The sequence below is a fragment of the Pseudomonas paraversuta genome, assembly GCF_904067025.1.
Classification (GTDB): Bacteria; Pseudomonadota; Gammaproteobacteria; order Pseudomonadales; family Pseudomonadaceae; genus Aquipseudomonas; species Aquipseudomonas paraversuta.
On the sequence record NZ_CAJFDA010000001.1, the window covers coordinates 2,668,290 to 2,683,049 of the forward strand.

The 14,760-nt window shown below is 57.4% G+C and carries 18 protein-coding genes; 14 read left to right on the forward strand and 4 right to left on the reverse strand.

Annotated features, from left to right (window positions below):
• Positions 1 to 114 precede the first annotated feature (114 nt).
• Genes bcsE through JQ848_RS12175 form a run of 6 tightly spaced genes read left to right on the forward strand, consistent with a single transcriptional unit; the run spans position 115 to position 5,103 of the window.
• Positions 115 to 1,659: a cellulose biosynthesis protein BcsE gene (gene bcsE / locus JQ848_RS12150; RefSeq protein WP_202210751.1), complete on the forward strand. Its 1,545-nt coding sequence runs from the start codon at positions 115 to 117 to the stop codon at positions 1,657 to 1,659.
• A complete protein-coding gene (gene bcsF / locus JQ848_RS12155; protein ID WP_202210752.1) occupies positions 1,656 to 1,856 on the forward strand; it encodes a cellulose biosynthesis protein BcsF in 201 nt (66 codons plus the stop codon). Before bcsE ends, bcsF begins: the two co-directional genes overlap by 4 nt.
• Entirely contained in the window at positions 1,843 to 3,492 is a 1,650-nt protein-coding gene (bcsG, locus tag JQ848_RS12160; protein ID WP_202210753.1) for a cellulose biosynthesis protein BcsG, read from the forward strand. The genes bcsF and bcsG overlap by 14 nt, the downstream gene beginning before the upstream one ends.
• Complete coding sequence (bcsR, locus tag JQ848_RS12165; RefSeq protein WP_003445683.1) at positions 3,462 to 3,695, forward strand: cellulose biosynthesis protein BcsR; 234 nt, start codon at positions 3,462 to 3,464, stop codon at positions 3,693 to 3,695. The genes bcsG and bcsR overlap by 31 nt, the downstream gene beginning before the upstream one ends.
• A complete protein-coding gene (gene bcsQ / locus JQ848_RS12170; protein WP_202210754.1) occupies positions 3,692 to 4,414 on the forward strand; it encodes a cellulose biosynthesis protein BcsQ in 723 nt (240 codons plus the stop codon). Before bcsR ends, bcsQ begins: the two co-directional genes overlap by 4 nt.
• Positions 4,411 to 5,103: a glycosyltransferase family protein gene (locus JQ848_RS12175; protein WP_235972465.1), complete on the forward strand. Its 693-nt coding sequence runs from the start codon at positions 4,411 to 4,413 to the stop codon at positions 5,101 to 5,103. Before bcsQ ends, JQ848_RS12175 begins: the two co-directional genes overlap by 4 nt.
• Before the next feature lie 659 nt (positions 5,104 to 5,762).
• Here JQ848_RS12175 and gorA read toward each other — a convergent pair.
• Together gorA and galU are read right to left on the reverse strand one after the other, a co-directional pair.
• Positions 5,763 to 7,121, reverse strand: a complete 1,359-nt coding sequence (gene gorA / locus JQ848_RS12180; RefSeq protein WP_003445707.1) for a glutathione-disulfide reductase — start codon at positions 7,119 to 7,121, stop codon at positions 5,763 to 5,765.
• Between the two features lie 131 nt (positions 7,122 to 7,252).
• Positions 7,253 to 8,092, reverse strand: a complete 840-nt coding sequence (gene galU / locus JQ848_RS12185) for a UTP--glucose-1-phosphate uridylyltransferase GalU (protein WP_003445709.1) — start codon at positions 8,090 to 8,092, stop codon at positions 7,253 to 7,255.
• A 283-nt stretch (positions 8,093 to 8,375) separates the two neighbouring features.
• Between galU and JQ848_RS12190 the strand changes: the two genes are divergently transcribed.
• Positions 8,376 to 8,567: a hypothetical protein gene (locus JQ848_RS12190; protein WP_081481317.1), complete on the forward strand. Its 192-nt coding sequence runs from the start codon at positions 8,376 to 8,378 to the stop codon at positions 8,565 to 8,567.
• A gap of 26 nt (positions 8,568 to 8,593) precedes the next feature.
• Entirely contained in the window at positions 8,594 to 8,875 is a 282-nt protein-coding gene (locus JQ848_RS12195; RefSeq protein WP_003445711.1) for a hypothetical protein, read from the forward strand.
• Between the two features lie 191 nt (positions 8,876 to 9,066).
• Here the strand turns inward: JQ848_RS12195 and JQ848_RS12200 are convergent, their stop codons facing one another.
• Positions 9,067 to 9,417 carry a hypothetical protein gene (locus JQ848_RS12200; protein ID WP_003445727.1) on the reverse strand — a complete coding sequence of 117 codons (351 nt, stop codon included), beginning with the start codon at positions 9,415 to 9,417 and terminating at the stop codon, positions 9,067 to 9,069.
• 210 nt (positions 9,418 to 9,627) lie between these two features.
• Between JQ848_RS12200 and JQ848_RS12205 the strand changes: the two genes are divergently transcribed.
• The 6 genes from JQ848_RS12205 (at position 9,628) to modC (ending at position 13,467) form a co-directional block, all read left to right on the forward strand.
• Positions 9,628 to 9,930 (forward strand): DUF1883 domain-containing protein, encoded by a 303-nt coding sequence (locus tag JQ848_RS12205; protein WP_003445729.1) that lies wholly within the window; start codon positions 9,628 to 9,630, stop codon positions 9,928 to 9,930.
• A 36-nt stretch (positions 9,931 to 9,966) separates the two neighbouring features.
• Complete coding sequence (locus tag JQ848_RS12210) at positions 9,967 to 10,146, forward strand: hypothetical protein (protein WP_003445731.1); 180 nt, start codon at positions 9,967 to 9,969, stop codon at positions 10,144 to 10,146.
• Positions 10,147 to 10,149: 3 nt separating this feature from the next.
• Positions 10,150 to 10,806 carry a DNA oxidative demethylase AlkB gene (alkB, locus tag JQ848_RS12215; RefSeq protein ID WP_003445732.1) on the forward strand — a complete coding sequence of 219 codons (657 nt, stop codon included), beginning with the start codon at positions 10,150 to 10,152 and terminating at the stop codon, positions 10,804 to 10,806.
• A 121-nt stretch (positions 10,807 to 10,927) separates the two neighbouring features.
• Positions 10,928 to 11,695: a molybdate ABC transporter substrate-binding protein gene (modA, locus tag JQ848_RS12220; RefSeq protein WP_202210755.1), complete on the forward strand. Its 768-nt coding sequence runs from the start codon at positions 10,928 to 10,930 to the stop codon at positions 11,693 to 11,695.
• The gene (gene modB / locus JQ848_RS12225; protein ID WP_003445736.1) at positions 11,696 to 12,376 is read left to right on the forward strand and encodes a molybdate ABC transporter permease subunit; all 681 of its coding nucleotides are present in this window, start codon (positions 11,696 to 11,698) and stop codon (positions 12,374 to 12,376) included.
• Between the two features lie 2 nt (positions 12,377 to 12,378).
• Complete coding sequence (gene modC / locus JQ848_RS12230; RefSeq protein ID WP_202210756.1) at positions 12,379 to 13,467, forward strand: molybdenum ABC transporter ATP-binding protein; 1,089 nt, start codon at positions 12,379 to 12,381, stop codon at positions 13,465 to 13,467.
• On the opposite strand, the gene JQ848_RS12235 is transcribed toward modC, so the two are convergent.
• Positions 13,459 to 14,754 carry a Wzz/FepE/Etk N-terminal domain-containing protein gene (locus tag JQ848_RS12235; RefSeq protein ID WP_003445751.1) on the reverse strand — a complete coding sequence of 432 codons (1,296 nt, stop codon included), beginning with the start codon at positions 14,752 to 14,754 and terminating at the stop codon, positions 13,459 to 13,461. The two genes, modC and JQ848_RS12235, sit on opposite strands and share 9 nt — an antisense overlap.
• Positions 14,755 to 14,760 lie beyond the last annotated feature (6 nt).

Here is a 14,760-nt window from a genome sequence, read left to right on the forward strand (position 1 = left end):
AATAATAAGTCACCGCTGCAAGGCATTACTCGAACGCCTTGTATGCAACGAGACAATACTTCCGACAAACATGGGGTGTATTGCAACTCGTATATCCTTGGGGGGACGTTACGCTTGGTTCATATCAGCTTGGCTATCCGTGGATTGCTTGATCAACAGATCGTGTTGCGCACCGGTGGCTTGTATTGGGTCGCGGTCGATCAACAGGCTGATGCAAGGCTGCTGGCCCGACAGTTTCTTGAAGCGATTCCCGAGCATGTACCTGCGACCCTGATTTGCTGTGCGGACGCGGTGCAAAGTATCACCGGCACAATGGCGGCCGATCTGGGCCCCGACAAACTCCGGCAATTCGAGATCCCCCTCGCCAAAGTCGAGCAAGGGCTCGCCACGCTGACCCGGGATATGGGCCGCATCGGTGTCGCTGCCGGCAGTCAGATTACCTTGCTGCTACCTGCCAGCTGCTGGGCTGAAACCACCACCGCAAAACAGTTGCAACGCTGGTGTCAGCGTCTGCACGAGTGGCTGCAGTTGCGCGATGCAACCTTGCTGGTGATTACCCACGGCGAAGCGCCGCTCCTGCATGCGCAACTGCTGCAACTCAACGAGACATTGTCCGGCCTGGGTCGCCTGTATCGCCATAACGGTGTCATGCGTTACCAACTGCACTTCTGGCACAACCATATGGGGGTAACGGCAGGTCAGGAGTTCAAACTCGCGATCCAGGACAATGCCCTTACCCTGATCCCCGATACCGCAGTCGACGTGCAGCCACGGGTCGGTGACGACCAGCACCTGTACCTGGCCGAACGCGCCGTGCTGGAAGGCACGCCATCACTGTCAAAACACTGGTATCTGTTTGAAAGCCGCGAAGCATTGCTTGCAGAAGCCCGCAACGCCAGGCAGGCCACAGTCATTGTCGGGATCGACAACAGCCACCAGCTGCTCGATCTGGCCCATCAACTGCACGACCTGCGGGAACAGTGCGGCCCGACACTGAAGATCGTAGTGCGGGAAATGGAACCCGCCGTGCGCTATCGCGACGAGCGACTGCTGCTGGCCTGCGGGGCCAACCTGATTGTTCCGGACGGCACCCTGCTCTCAAGATTCCTCAGCATGATCGAAAGTGTTCAGGGCCAGCGCTGGCAATACAGCCAGAACAGCGACTTTGCAACGCTGCTGGAACGCCAGCGGCCACCGCAGATTCGCGGTCTGGTAAGCCCGCGGGAATTCTTCGAAACCGTGGAGCAGATTTATAACGACAGTTCCGGTGAAGTCACCCACCAACTGGTCCGGTTTCAACCGGTTCCCGGGCTGGCCGAAGAACTGTTCCTGAACCAGATGTGCCTGCGCCGCTATGGTGACTTTGCCTGCGTACTGGATGAAGACCTGTATCTGTTTCTGTTCGCCTGCCGTGCCGATGGCCTGGACCCGGCCTTGGGAAATATCTGCCGCCTGCCATGGCGTGACATGTTTCTCCAGCGTCAGGTGCTCACCGGCCCCGATGATCTGCCGCAGGACGCTTTTATGCAGGCCGGATCAGTACCTGCCCACCTGAGTATTCCGATTGAAAACACCGTAATGGCGACACCTGCTGCCGGTAGCCGCATGCCGTTAACACCGCAACGCACCACGTTGCCCATTCGTGAGCCACAAGCATGACGTTCCTTGACCTGATTGATGTGATTGTCCTGACCTGCGTGGTAACCCTGCTGCTGACACTGTTCGCACAGCGCATCCGCAGGTACTTGAAGAATCATTTCGAACAGTACCTGTCACCCCGCTATCTGAAATCCCGCGGCGTTCGACGTCGTGCACCTGCCAGCCCTTCTTTGAGAGCGCCCGATGAGTCTGTCTAAGCCTGCCTCCCCGGCGCACAAGATTTCCGGCTCCTGGCGCGGCCTGGGAGCCTGGAATGTGTATTTCCTCGGCAAATTCCTGCTGACCTGGACCGGTCACCTGAACTTCCAGGTATTGCCCAACCTGATCTTCGCCCTGGTGTTGTTGATCCCCATCGGCCATCCAATGCTGCGCCGCGCACGCACCCTGATAGCAATCCCGGTGGCTGTGGCACTGCTGTACCAAGACACCTGGTTCCCGCCGTTCAGCCGTTTGCTGGCGCAACCCGGGGTACTGGACTTCTCTTTCGACTACATCGTTGAATTGCTCGGGCGTTTCATCGACTGGCAAGTGTGTGCCATGTTGCTGTTGCTGGTGGTCGGCTATCTGTTTCTCAGCCAGTGGCTGCGCCTGACCACCTTCACCCTGCTGGGCTTTGCCTGGTTGAGCATGGGCAGCCTGCAATGGCTGCTGCCCCCTGCCGCCGATCAGCAAATGGCCAGCACCCAGCCCGGCCAGACCGCTCAGGCCGGCGGCGGCGGCGGTGAACCGGACGATGCGACGCTCAATGGCTATCTGGACAAATTCTATCTTGCTGAATCAAGCCGCAAGGTCGAGTTCAAGGACCCCGCCGTCAAGCCACCGCCGTTTGACCTGCTGGTGATCAATATCTGCTCCATGGCCTGGGACGACCTGGATGCCGTGGGCTTGCGTGATAACTCGCTGTTCAGCCAGATGGATGTGATTTTCGACAACTTCAACTCGGCTACAGCCTACAGCGGCCCGGCAGCGATCCGCCTGTTACGCGCCAGTTGCGGCCAGACATCCCACGCTCAGCTGTACAAGCCACCGGCCGATCAGTGCCTGCTGTTTGATGACCTGCGCAAGCTGGGTTTCTCGGATGAGTTGATGCTGAACCACACCGGCGAGTTCGACGGCTTTCTCCAGGAAGTCCGTGAACAGGGTGAATTGCCACAGCCGGCGCTGGGGGTTGTTCCGGCTGGCCTGCCACGCACCTATGTCGGCTTCGATGGCTCGCCGATCTGGCGCGACCGCGATGTGCTGAGCAAGTGGTGGCAACACCGCCTGAACGAAAAGCAGCCGAATATGGCGCTGTTCTACAACACCACCACCCTGCACGACGGTAACCGTCAGGTGCAGTCCGATGGCGGCACCCAGGCAGCCGACTACAGCAGCCGGGCCCAGCTCTTGCTCGATGATTTGAATTCGTTCCTTAAAGAGCTGCAAAAAAGTGGCCGTCGGGTGGTTGTGGCCATCGTGCCTGAGCACGGTGCAGCCCTGCATGGCGACCGGATGCAGATTGCCGGCATGCGTGAAATCCCCAGTGACTCCATCACCCACGTTCCGGTCGGCATCAAGCTGATCAATATGGGCGATAACGGTCAGACCGCTCCGGTGCATATCACCGAGCCAAGCAGCTATCTGGCCGTTGCCGAAATCATTGCCCGCCTGTATGCCGACCCGGCCCTCAGTAATGGCCAGACAGTGGACTGGACAAAACTGCTGACTGACCTGCCGCAGACCGCGAAAGTATCGGAAAACTCTGGGACTGTTGTGCTGGACTACAACGGCAAGCCTTATGTGCGAATCAAGGAGAACGGTGGATGGCTACCTTACCCACAGAAGCTCAAATAAGCGCCGACATCCTTTCGCGCAAAGAGCGCGCCGATGACATCGCCCGCCTCAAATCGATGATCGACTTGCCGTCGCTCAATTATGTCGACGTCTCGGCGCAGATGGAGTTGCTGCAAGCCTTTGAACGGTGGCCGCTGCTGGCCCATGTCGAAGAGCTGCAAAGGGCGAACACCCAGGACTTGCCCGCGGAGCCGAACCCATGATCTGCGTGAGCCTGCATGGCGTGCGTGGCGGGGTGGGCACCAGCTCCACCCTGGCGGCACTGGGTTACGCACTGCACCAGCTGGGACAAAAAGTCCTGATGGTCGACATGTGCCCGGAAAACACCCTCGGCTTGCACTTCAACCTCAAGCTCGGCCCGCCTGAGGGCTGGGCGCGGGCCACCCTGGACCAGCAACCCTGGCACCAGCAGGCATGGACCGTTGAGCCCGGGCTCTGTGTACTGCCCTATGGTCAGTTGAGCACTGACGAATACCTGCAGCTCGATGCCTTGCTGCTGGCCGACCCCGAACTCTGGAAGCAGCGCCAGGCAGAGCTGGCCGAGGCCTTTGACTGGATCTTGTTCGATCTGCCGCAACGCTTGCCGGGACATGCGGCTAACCCGCACTGCGAGATCGCACTCACCGTAATCAATGCCGATGCGGCTTGCCATGTACTGTTGCAGCCACAGCTAAGCCATGGGCCCTTGTTGCTGGTCAATCGCTATGACGCGGCCAGCCAGTTACAACGTGACCTGGTGCTGATCTGGCAATATCGCTATGCCCGCTACCTGCTGCCGGTCAGCCTGCATAGCGATGAAGCCGTGGGCGAAGCCCTGGCCCGGCGCGAACCGGCAGGCCGTTATGCCCCGGGCAGCCTGATCGCCCAGGACATCCTCAGCCTTGCCAGTTGGTGCCTGCTGCGTGGCCGGAGGCTTGAATGACAGAGCGCTGGTTTCCCTATACCTATTTGCGCCGTGAACAAGACTGCAGCCGTTTCACGGCCTTTGTTCTGGCTTCGCTTCAGGCGCTCGGCTGGATTTTCCTGCGCCTCGAATCCCCCAGCTGGAAAACCCTGCGCGCACAGCACCGACGTCTGTACCCGAATCTGGCGGACAAGTCCGCGAGCATTGGCGACCCGCTGCGCTATGCGATCCAGAGCCTGTGGCTGCTGCTGGTGCGCCCGGCCGAGCAGAACCGGGGCCGCCGCTCGCCAGGCAAGTATGTGCGCTCGCTGCTGCAGGCCTTGCTGAGGATTGTGCAGCAGCCCTGGAACCTGCTGTCCAATGCCTTTGTGCGGTTGCCTACGGCGATCAGCCCGCAAGTGATTAAAAGCACGCGCCGCTGGAACACCATGGGCTGGCCCCTGCGCAAGGCGCTGTACATCGCCATTGGCGTGCTGGCAGCGGTATTGATCATTATCTGCGTGACCGAACCCTTCGGGTATCTGGCGCAATTGGTGTTCGTTATCTTGCTGTGGGGCATAGCGATGCTGGTGCGGCGTATACCGGGGCGCTTCCCGACGCTGTTGATGATTGCCCTTTCAGTGATCATCTCGTGCCGCTACCTGTGGTGGCGCTACACCTCGACCCTGAACTGGAACGACTCCCTGGAAACGCGGTTCTTCAGGTAAACCGCATCGCGGCCATCGCGAGCAAGCTCGCTCCTACAGGTACAGGCCGGAGTTGGGCATGCTGTTTTTGTTGTGGGAGCCGGCTTGCCGGCGATACGGATAACGCGGTTCATCAGGTAAACCGCGTCGCCGCCATCGCGAGCAAGCTCGCTCCTACAGGTACAGGCCGGAGTTGAGCATGCTGTTTTTGTTGTGGGAGCCGGCTTGCCGGCGATGCGGGTAACGCGGTTCATCAGGTAAACCGCGTCGCCGCCATCGCGAGCAAGCTCGCTCCTACAGGTACAGGCCGGGGTTGAGCATGCTGTTTTTGGTGTGGGAGCCGGCTTGCCGGCGATGCGGGTAACGCAGTTCTTCATGTAAACCGCGTCGAGGACATCGCGAGCAAGCTTGCTCCTACAGGTACAGGCCGGAGTTGAGCATGCTGTTTTTGGTGTGAGAGCCGGCTTGCCGGCGATGCGGATAACGCGGTTCGTCAGGTAAACCGCGTCGCGGACATCGCGAGCAAGCTCGCTCCTACAGGTACAGGCCGGAGTTGGGCATGCTGTTTTTGTTGTGGGAGCCGGCTTGCCGGCGATGCGGGTAACGCGGTTTTTCAGGTAAACCGCGTCGCCGCCATCGCGAGCAAGCTCGCTCCTACAGGCCGGTGTGGGAGCAGGCTCTTAACCTTTGGCCGGGGTACGCATGGTCACGAACTCTTCGGCTGCGGTCGGGTGCACGCCGATGGTTTCGTCGAAATGCTGCTTGGTGGCGCCGGCCTTCAAGGCAATTGCCAAGCCCTGGACGATCTCCCCCGCCTCTGGTCCGACCATGTGGCAGCCCAGCACTTTATCGGTGTCGGCATCAACCACCAGCTTCATCAGTGTGCGTTCCTGGCACTCTGTGAGGGTCAGTTTCATCGGCCGGAAGCTGCTCTCGAAAATCCGCACCTGGTGCCCGTCTTCAATCGCCTGCTCTTCGCTCAAGCCCACGGTGCCGATATTCGGCAAGCTGAACACCGCAGTCGGGATCATCTTGTAGTCCACTGGGCGGTACTGCTCAGGCTTGAACAGACGCCGTGCCACGGCCATGCCTTCGGCCAGTGCAACCGGCGTCAACTGTACCCGGCCAATCACGTCGCCAATCGCCAGAATCGATGGCTCGGCGCTTTGGTACAGCTCGTCCACTTCAACAAAACCGCGCTCGTCGAGTTTGACCCCGGTGTTCTCCAGCCCCAGGTTATCGAGCATCGGACGACGTCCGGTGGCATAGAACACGCAATCGGCAACCAGCTCGCGGCCATCTTTGAGGGTGGCTTTGAGGCTGCCATCCGCCTGCTTGTCGATACGGGCAATATCGGCGTTGAATTGCACGTCCATCCCGCGCTTGATCAACTCTTGGTGCAGATGCTTGCGCACCGCTCCGTCGAAACCGCGCAAGAACATCTCGCCGCGATACAGCAACGAAGTCGTGGCGCCCAGCCCGTGGAAAATCCCGGCAAACTCCACCGCAATGTAACCACCGCCCACGACCAGTACACGCTTTGGCAACTCTTTAAGAAAGAACGCTTCGTTGGAGCTGATCGCGTGTTCGTGACCCGGGATTTCAGGGATCTGCGGCCAGCCACCGGTAGCAATCAGTATGTTCTTGGCGGTGTGGCGCTGACCGTTGACCTCCACTTCGTTGGGGCCGGTCAGTCTGGCGTGGCCTTCGAGCAGGGTCACGCCACTGTTGACCAGCAGGTTGCGGTAGATGCCATTGAGACGATGAATCTCGCGGTCCTTGTTGGCGATCAGGGTTGGCCAGTCAAACTTCGCCTCGCCCAGGCTCCAGCCAAACCCCGAAGCCTGTTCGAAATCCTCGGAAAAATGTGCGCCGTAGACCAGCAGCTTTTTGGGTACACACCCGACGTTGACGCACGTACCGCCCAAATAGCGGCTTTCCGCTACCGCGACTTTGGCACCGAAACCTGCAGCAAAACGGGCCGCGCGCACACCGCCGGATCCCGCACCAATTACAAACAAATCAAATTCGTAGGCCATTTCTATCTCCTGGGCAGCTCATCAGCATAATCACTTCAGCGCGATTGACCAGCACCGGTGCTGACGAATGTAAAAAAACGAAAAAACCACCCGCAGGTGGCTTTCTCTTGAAACGTTACAGACGGGCTCTGTTAGTAAGCTTTGCCCGTTTTGTAGAAGTTCTCGAAGCAGAAGTTGGTGGCTTCGATGTAGCCTTCAGCACCACCGCAGTCGAAACGCTTGCCTTTGAATTTGTAGGCAATTACGCAACCGTTTTGCGCCTGTTTCATCAAGGCGTCGGTGATCTGGATCTCGCCACCTTTACCCGGCTCGGTCTGTTTGATCAGTTCGAAAATATCCGGAGTCAGGATGTAGCGACCGATAATGGCCAGGTTCGAAGGAGCATCTTCGGGCGCCGGTTTTTCAACCATGTTGCGCACGCGATACAGGTCGTCGCCAATCAGGTCGCCAGCGATAACGCCGTACTTGTTGGTTTCCTGAGGATCAACTTCCTGGATCGCAATGATGGTGCAGCGATACTGGTTGTACAGCTTGACCATTTGCGTCAGAACACCGTCGCCTTCCAGGTTGACGCACAGGTCGTCCGCCAGTACTACGGCAAAGGGTTCGTCGCCGATCAGCGGGCGGCCGGTCAGAATCGCGTGACCCAGGCCTTTCATTTCGGTTTGACGGGTGTAAGAGAAAGAACATTCGCTCAGCAGGCGACGGATACCGACCAGATACTTTTCTTTATCTGTGCCCTTGATCTGGTTTTCCAGCTCGTAGCTGATATCGAAGTGGTCTTCCAGTGCGCGCTTGCCACGTCCGGTCACGATGGAGATTTCGTTCAGGCCAGCGTCCAGTGCTTCTTCAACCCCGTACTGGATCAGTGGCTTGTTCACCACCGGCAGCATTTCTTTAGGCATGGCTTTGGTCGCTGGCAAAAAGCGAGTGCCGTAACCGGCTGCTGGGAACAAGCATTTCTTGATCATATGAGTCCTTAAAAGGGCTGTACGTTCGAATTTTGGCGCAGTCTAATCAGGCGGCTTCGAGCTTACAATGCCTCCCGATAGCAAACTGATGCCAACATAGAGAAAATTTGCGCCAGTTAGTTCACTTATTGCCTGTTTTTCTAATCGCCACTGCTCCACATGACCTGTGGACCAGCCCGCACGGGCTCTGAAGCAGTGTGGGCAAACTGGCATTACTCGAGCTTTAAGCCCTGAATAAGCGCTATTATTACGCCCATTCCCCCGCCAACAAGGCCACTGCACCATGTCCGCCACAACAAACAGCATCAACGGTTACCTGATAAAAAATGTCAGCCCGAATCAATGGTGGATTACCGACTCGGCTGACGAGCAAGTCGCCGGTCCTTTTGAGTCGGAACAGGCCGCAGTAGAGGTTGCCTCTGTACTCCAGGATCAGCCAGCACCCGCAGCCCGTCGACGCAACAATAAATCCTGACCCCTAACTCTCGAAGACTGACCCTGATGAATAAGCCCCTGACGCTTCTTGCACTATTGGTTCTTGGCGGCTGTGCCACTGCATCCAGCACCTATCTGGTGGATGGCAAGCAAGGACTGAGCATAGACTGTTCTGGCGAGGCCATGTCCTGGGCCAAGTGCTACGAAAAGGCTGACGCCTCCTGTGCCGGGACCGGCTACAGCATTGTGGGAACTGACGGCTCACCGGTGGCGGACAATAGTCAGAAAACCTTGGGCGTAGATGTGGGCAATTTCAACAGCCGAAATATTGTGGTGGTGTGCAAGTAGTTTGCTCAGGACAGACCTTGGAGATACCACTGCCCACAGCAATAACCTACCGCTAACGCCAAGCCCCGGCTTGCTGTCTGAACGCCCTCTGCACTTGCACCGGGTTTAATCCCGGGCACAAAAAAAACTGACACCGCAAGCAGCAGCCGTCAGGTTTTACAGAGGGGACAGTGGGCCCGGATTGCCAGCGATCAACCAGAAATACAATGGGTTGCGGCTTTGCGGATATCTCCCGGACGCACCGGCACGTTGGACATGCTTTCATAGACCTTGATGCTGCTGCCGCCGGAACGCTCTTCAATATCAATCACGGCTGTAGGATTCGACGTCAGCTTTTGCGGGACGATGATTCGTAAACCTTCTTTATGCGGCTCAATTTGTGGCGCCCTTCGAGTACTGGACAGTTGTTGTACCAGGCACTGAGCGTACGCATCAGGCTTCTTGCCTGATATCACACTCATGGTGGGCAGCGTCTGTTCTATATCCGTGACTGATGCACAGCCACCCAAAACCAGCATTGCCAACAGAACGCCCCGCTTCATACATTTCCTCCGTTAAAGATCCTACGACAGTGGATCTCCAGGTTTTCTCCCCGGCCACAGGGAATAAATATTCAATTGTGGCGAATTATCCGCGTTTTGCGTCAGACTTGTCTGCATCGAGGCATAATATGCGGCTTTAGTCTCCTTTTTGGACTAAAGCACATGCTATCTTGCTGATTTTTCAGCTAAAGCCCTCCCCTTGGAGCCCCCATGAAATTTATTCACCAGCGCGAGCACCTTAACGAAGACGACATTGTCGTCATCGAGTGCTCTCAACCCTGCAATATTCGCCTGATGAGCGACGCACATTTCCGCAGCTTCAAAAATGGTGGCCGTCACTCCTACCACGGCGGCGCATTCAAGGATTTCCCGGCCAGAATCACGGCACCCAGCACCGGCTTCTGGAACATCACCATTGATACCGTTACCAGCCGGGCGATTAGCGTGACCCGCAAGCCAAGCTTCCAGCCTACGATCAAGATCGTGCGTCGCTCCAGCTCCAAACTCCGCTAAGCCTGACATCCCCGGCCTTCAAAGACAGGAAATATTGTGGACACTACGCGTAACACCACTAAATACGTGATCAAGTACAAACTCAACGGCGAGCGTCGTTTCGAGTTTGCACAGCTACCCACCGGCTCCGATGAAGAAGCCCGCGCAGCGCTTGAAATCATTCACGCCGGCTCGGACGACAAGATCACTGATGTCAAAGCGAGCAAGCCGCTTTAACCAATGACTCTCGACCTGTTTGCTGACGAGGACCTGCAGCAACCCGCCCGACTGCAAAGCATCAGCGAGCAGGGGTTTGTGCTTCGCGGGTTTGCCTTGCCGTGGGCCGAGGCACTCTTGCAGGCTCTGGCCGGCGTCTTGATCCAGTCACCTTTTCGGCACATGCAGACGCCCGGCGGTTTCACCATGTCGGCGCGCTTAAGCAGCTGTGGCGAATTGGGCTGGACCAGTGATTGCAATGGCTACAGTTACAGCCCGGTCGACCCGTTGCGCAAGCAGCCCTGGCCTGCCATGCCCGACACCTTCCTCGCGCTGGCCGAAGCGGCCGCAGGCGCAGCAGGCTTTGAACATTTCGTCCCCGATGCCTGCCTGATCAATTGCTACGTCCCCGGGGCAAAAATGTCTCTGCATCAGGACAAAAACGAACGTTCCCTTGAAGCGCCCATTGTCTCGATCTCTTTGGGGTTGCCGGCTGTTTTTCAGTTTGGCGGCTTTGAGCGCAGCGACCCGGCACAACGCATTTCCTTATTTCATGGTGACATCGTGGTCTGGGGTGGCGTTGACCGCCTGCGCTACCATGGTGTGCTGCCAATCCAGCCGGGGCAGCACCCGGTATTGGGAGAACAACGCATAAATATCACTCTGCGCAAGGCAGGCTGAATCACGGGGCACTGTGCCAGACAGCAAAACGCTATGTATTTTTTTATATACCGTTTATCTTCCTAGCGCCCGATACAACTCAATAAAGATGGGCCGCCCTCGCCTCTAACGGAGTTTCGTCATGAATGTACGCGTTCGATCCTTTACCCCCGGCGCACTTGCTGCACTGATCGGGTGTCTCGCTGTCACCGGCGTCCAGGCCGATGAAGTGCAGGTGGCGGTGGCAGCCAACTTCACCGCACCGATTCAGGCTATTGCCAGCGAATTTGAAAAAGACACCGGGCACAAGTTGATTGCCGCGTATGGCGCCACCGGACAGTTCTATACCCAGATTAAAAACGGTGCTCCGTTCGAAGTTTTTCTGGCGGCCGATGACAGTACCCCCGAGAAACTCGAAAAAGAAGGCGACATAGTTCCTGGCTCCCGTTTCACCTATGCCATTGGCACTCTGGCCTTGTGGTCTGCCAAGGACGGCTATGTCGATGATGCCGGCAAGGTGCTGGAAAAAAACCAGTTCAAGCATTTGTCCATTGCCAACCCGAAAGCGGCACCTTACGGCCTGGCAGCAACACAAGTGCTGGCTAAACTGGGCCTGACCGACAAGGTCAAGGACAAGATTGTTGAAGGCCAGAACATCACCCAGGCTTATCAGTTCGTGTCCACAGGTAATGCCGAGCTGGGTTTTGTCGCCCTGTCGCAAATCTTTAAAGACGGCAAAGTCAGTCATGGCTCTGCGTGGATCATCCCCGAGTCCATGCACGATCCGATCAAGCAAGACGCAGTGATTCTCAAGAAAGGCGAGAACAACCCCGCCGCCAAGGCCCTGACCGAGTACCTGAAAGGACCGAAAGCCGAGGCCATTATCAAATCCTACGGTTATCAACTGTAAATGACGCTCTCGAGTGCTGACTTCGCCGCAATCTGGCTGACCCTGAAACTGGCGTCACTGACCACGGTCATTTTGCTTCTGATCGGCACTCCCATTGCACTGTGGCTGGCCCATACCCGGTCACGGTTACGGGGACCGATCGGGGCAATTGTCGCCCTGCCTCTGGTATTGCCACCCACCGTGATCGGCTTCTATCTGCTACTGGCAATGGGGCCCCATGGTTATGTGGGCCAGTTCACCCAGGCCATCGGCCTTGGCACCCTGACCTTCAGCTTCGCAGGCCTGGTGATAGGCTCGGTCATCTACTCCATGCCCTTTGTCGTACAGCCTTTGCAGAACGCATTTACGGCCATTGGCCCCAGGCCACTGGAGGTGGCTGCCACCTTGCGCGCCAATCCGTGGGATACCTTCTTTAGCGTGGTCCTGCCCCTGGCGCGACCTGGTTTTATCACTGCTGCAATTTTGGGCTTTGCCCACACCGTGGGTGAATTTGGCGTGGTCTTGATGATTGGCGGCAACATTCCCGAGAAAACCCGGGTGGTTTCAGTACAGATCTACGATCACGTCGAAGCCCTGGAGTATGCACAGGCACACTGGCTGGCTGGCGCAATGCTGGTGTTTTCGTTTTTGGTGTTACTGGCGCTGTACTCGAGCCGCAAATCTCAAGCAAGCTGGAGTTGAGCATGACCTCGCAGATAAATGTCCGGCTGCAACTCAGTTACCCGGGATTTGACCTGGACCTGGACCTGCAACTGCCCGGCAAGGGGGTGACCGCACTCTATGGCCATTCCGGGTCGGGGAAAACTACCTGTTTGCGCTGCATAGCCGGACTTGAACGTGCCGGCCAGGCCTTTGTGCAAATCAATGATGAAGTCTGGCAGGACAGCCAGAGCAATCTGTTCGTACCGGTACATAAACGCGCACTGGGTTACATCTTTCAGGAAGCCAGCCTGTTCCCGCACCTGTCGGTGCTGGCCAATCTGGAGTTCGGACTGCGGCGCATTGCGCGCAAGGAGCGGCGGGTAGACCTGGCCCATGCCACCGAATTGCTGGGCATTAGCCACCTGCTGCAGCGCACGCCCAATAATTTGTCCGGCGGCGAACGCCAGCGGGTCGGTATCGCCCGGGCGCTACTGACAAGCCCGAAGCTATTGCTGATGGACGAACCGCTGGCGGCTCTGGACAGCCAGCGCAAGCGTGAAATCCTGCCCTATCTGCAACGTCTGCATGCCGAGCTGGATATTCCGGTGCTCTACGTGAGTCACTCCCAGGACGAAGTTGCACGTCTGGCTGACCATATGGTGTTGCTCAGTGAAGGCAAGGCGCTTGCCAGTGGTCCGATCGGTGAAACCCTGGCCAGGCTTGATCTACCCCTTGCTCGGGATGACGACGCCGGGGTGGTGATCGAAGGCAGGGTCGCTGCTTATGATGCGCACTACAACCTGCTGACCCTGCGACTGCCAGGCAGCACGCAACACCTGAGAGTTGCCCATGGGCCGCTGGCAGTCGGCCAGACGTTGCGGCTCAAGGTACAGGCCCGCGACATCAGCCTGAGCCTGGACCCCAGTGAGCACAGCAGCATTCTCAACAGCCTGCAGGCCACCGTCATCAGCGAAACCGGAGCTGATAATCAGGCCCATGTTCTGGTGCGGCTGGATGTGGATGGCTGTGCAATGCTGGCCCGTATCACCCGCTACTCCCGTGACCAGTTGAACCTGCATCCGGGGCAAAACCTCTGGATACAGGTTAAATCGGTAGCGGTATTAGTCTGAGTGATTGCCCTGCCAAGGTTCACGGCGGCGTTGCATGAGGTATCGCGCCGTTGCAATGGTCAGCCCCAGTAACAGCCCCACTGCCAGACCCAGTCCGATGATCAAGGCCTTTTTCGGCTTGATCGGATCAATCGGGGCTTGCGCCAGGCGGTCAATACTGACCAGCCCAAGTTGGCTCATATCGGTTTTCAAATTGCCCAGACGTGCCACTTCTGCGCGCAACGGATCGATGTTTTTCAGGAACAGGTCTTCGTTGGTACGCCTGCCGAGCATTTCGACCTGACGGTTGGTCTCAAGCAGCTGCAGTTCCTTGCCGATTTCCGAAACTCTTTTGTCCGTAAAATCATCAGAGGTGCGCTTGAGCAAGGCTGCGCGCTCTGCTTGCAGCGCCTGAGTACCCATGAAGTACAGCGGCGTAGCCTGCGAGGTGATTTCAGTGCGCATGAGATTGGAGGACCCGCCTTGAGCCACATCACCCATCGACGAGGGGGTGGTCGGACGGCTGATACCCAATGAGGTGGCGATGGCAATGGCTTCGTTCAACTGCGCAATGCGTGAATCGCGTTCGGCTCTGAGCTGCAAGCGCAAGGCCTTTAATTCGTCCTTGAGTTTTGCCGACTTGACCTTGTCTGACTCGGTCAGCGCAGCAATCTCACCCTCTTTATCGGACTGGTAGGCTGAACGTGCAGCATTGATCTTTCCGTCCAGCTCCCTGAGCCGGTTATTGATGATGACTTTCAGGTCGGCACTGATTTGCTCACGCTGGCTATTGATAGCGTATTCAACAAAACCGTTGAGGATCTCAACGCCATTGAGCGTATCCGGATAGGTAATTTCCAATTTGATATACGGGCTCAATGAAGCCGCTTGCTTCGGATCGGGCTGGATCAGAGTGATCGCATCACGATTGAAAATCTCAAAACTTTGCTCAAGCGTACGGCCTTTGCGTGCCAGCGGCTTGAACAACTCTTCATGGGAGCGGAAGTAACTGTAGCGAGTGTCGTAGGACTCCAGCGCCGAACCGATCTTGAGCAACGCGTCTCGAGGGGGAAGCGTGTAGACATCCGAACGGTTAAGCGCATCAAGCTCGTTGATGGCCGCAGGACGCAACAGGGAACTGGCCTGATACACAGGCTGCGCCAACAGGACGTAGCCCAGGGCAATACAACCGGCAGCGCCCATGGCTCCCGCGATCAACTTTTTTTGCTGCCAGAACGAATGAAACAGGTCCAACAGATCGATCTCTGCGCTTGAGTTGCCTGTTCGCTGCTGCTCGGTTTTTTTCAAAGTATA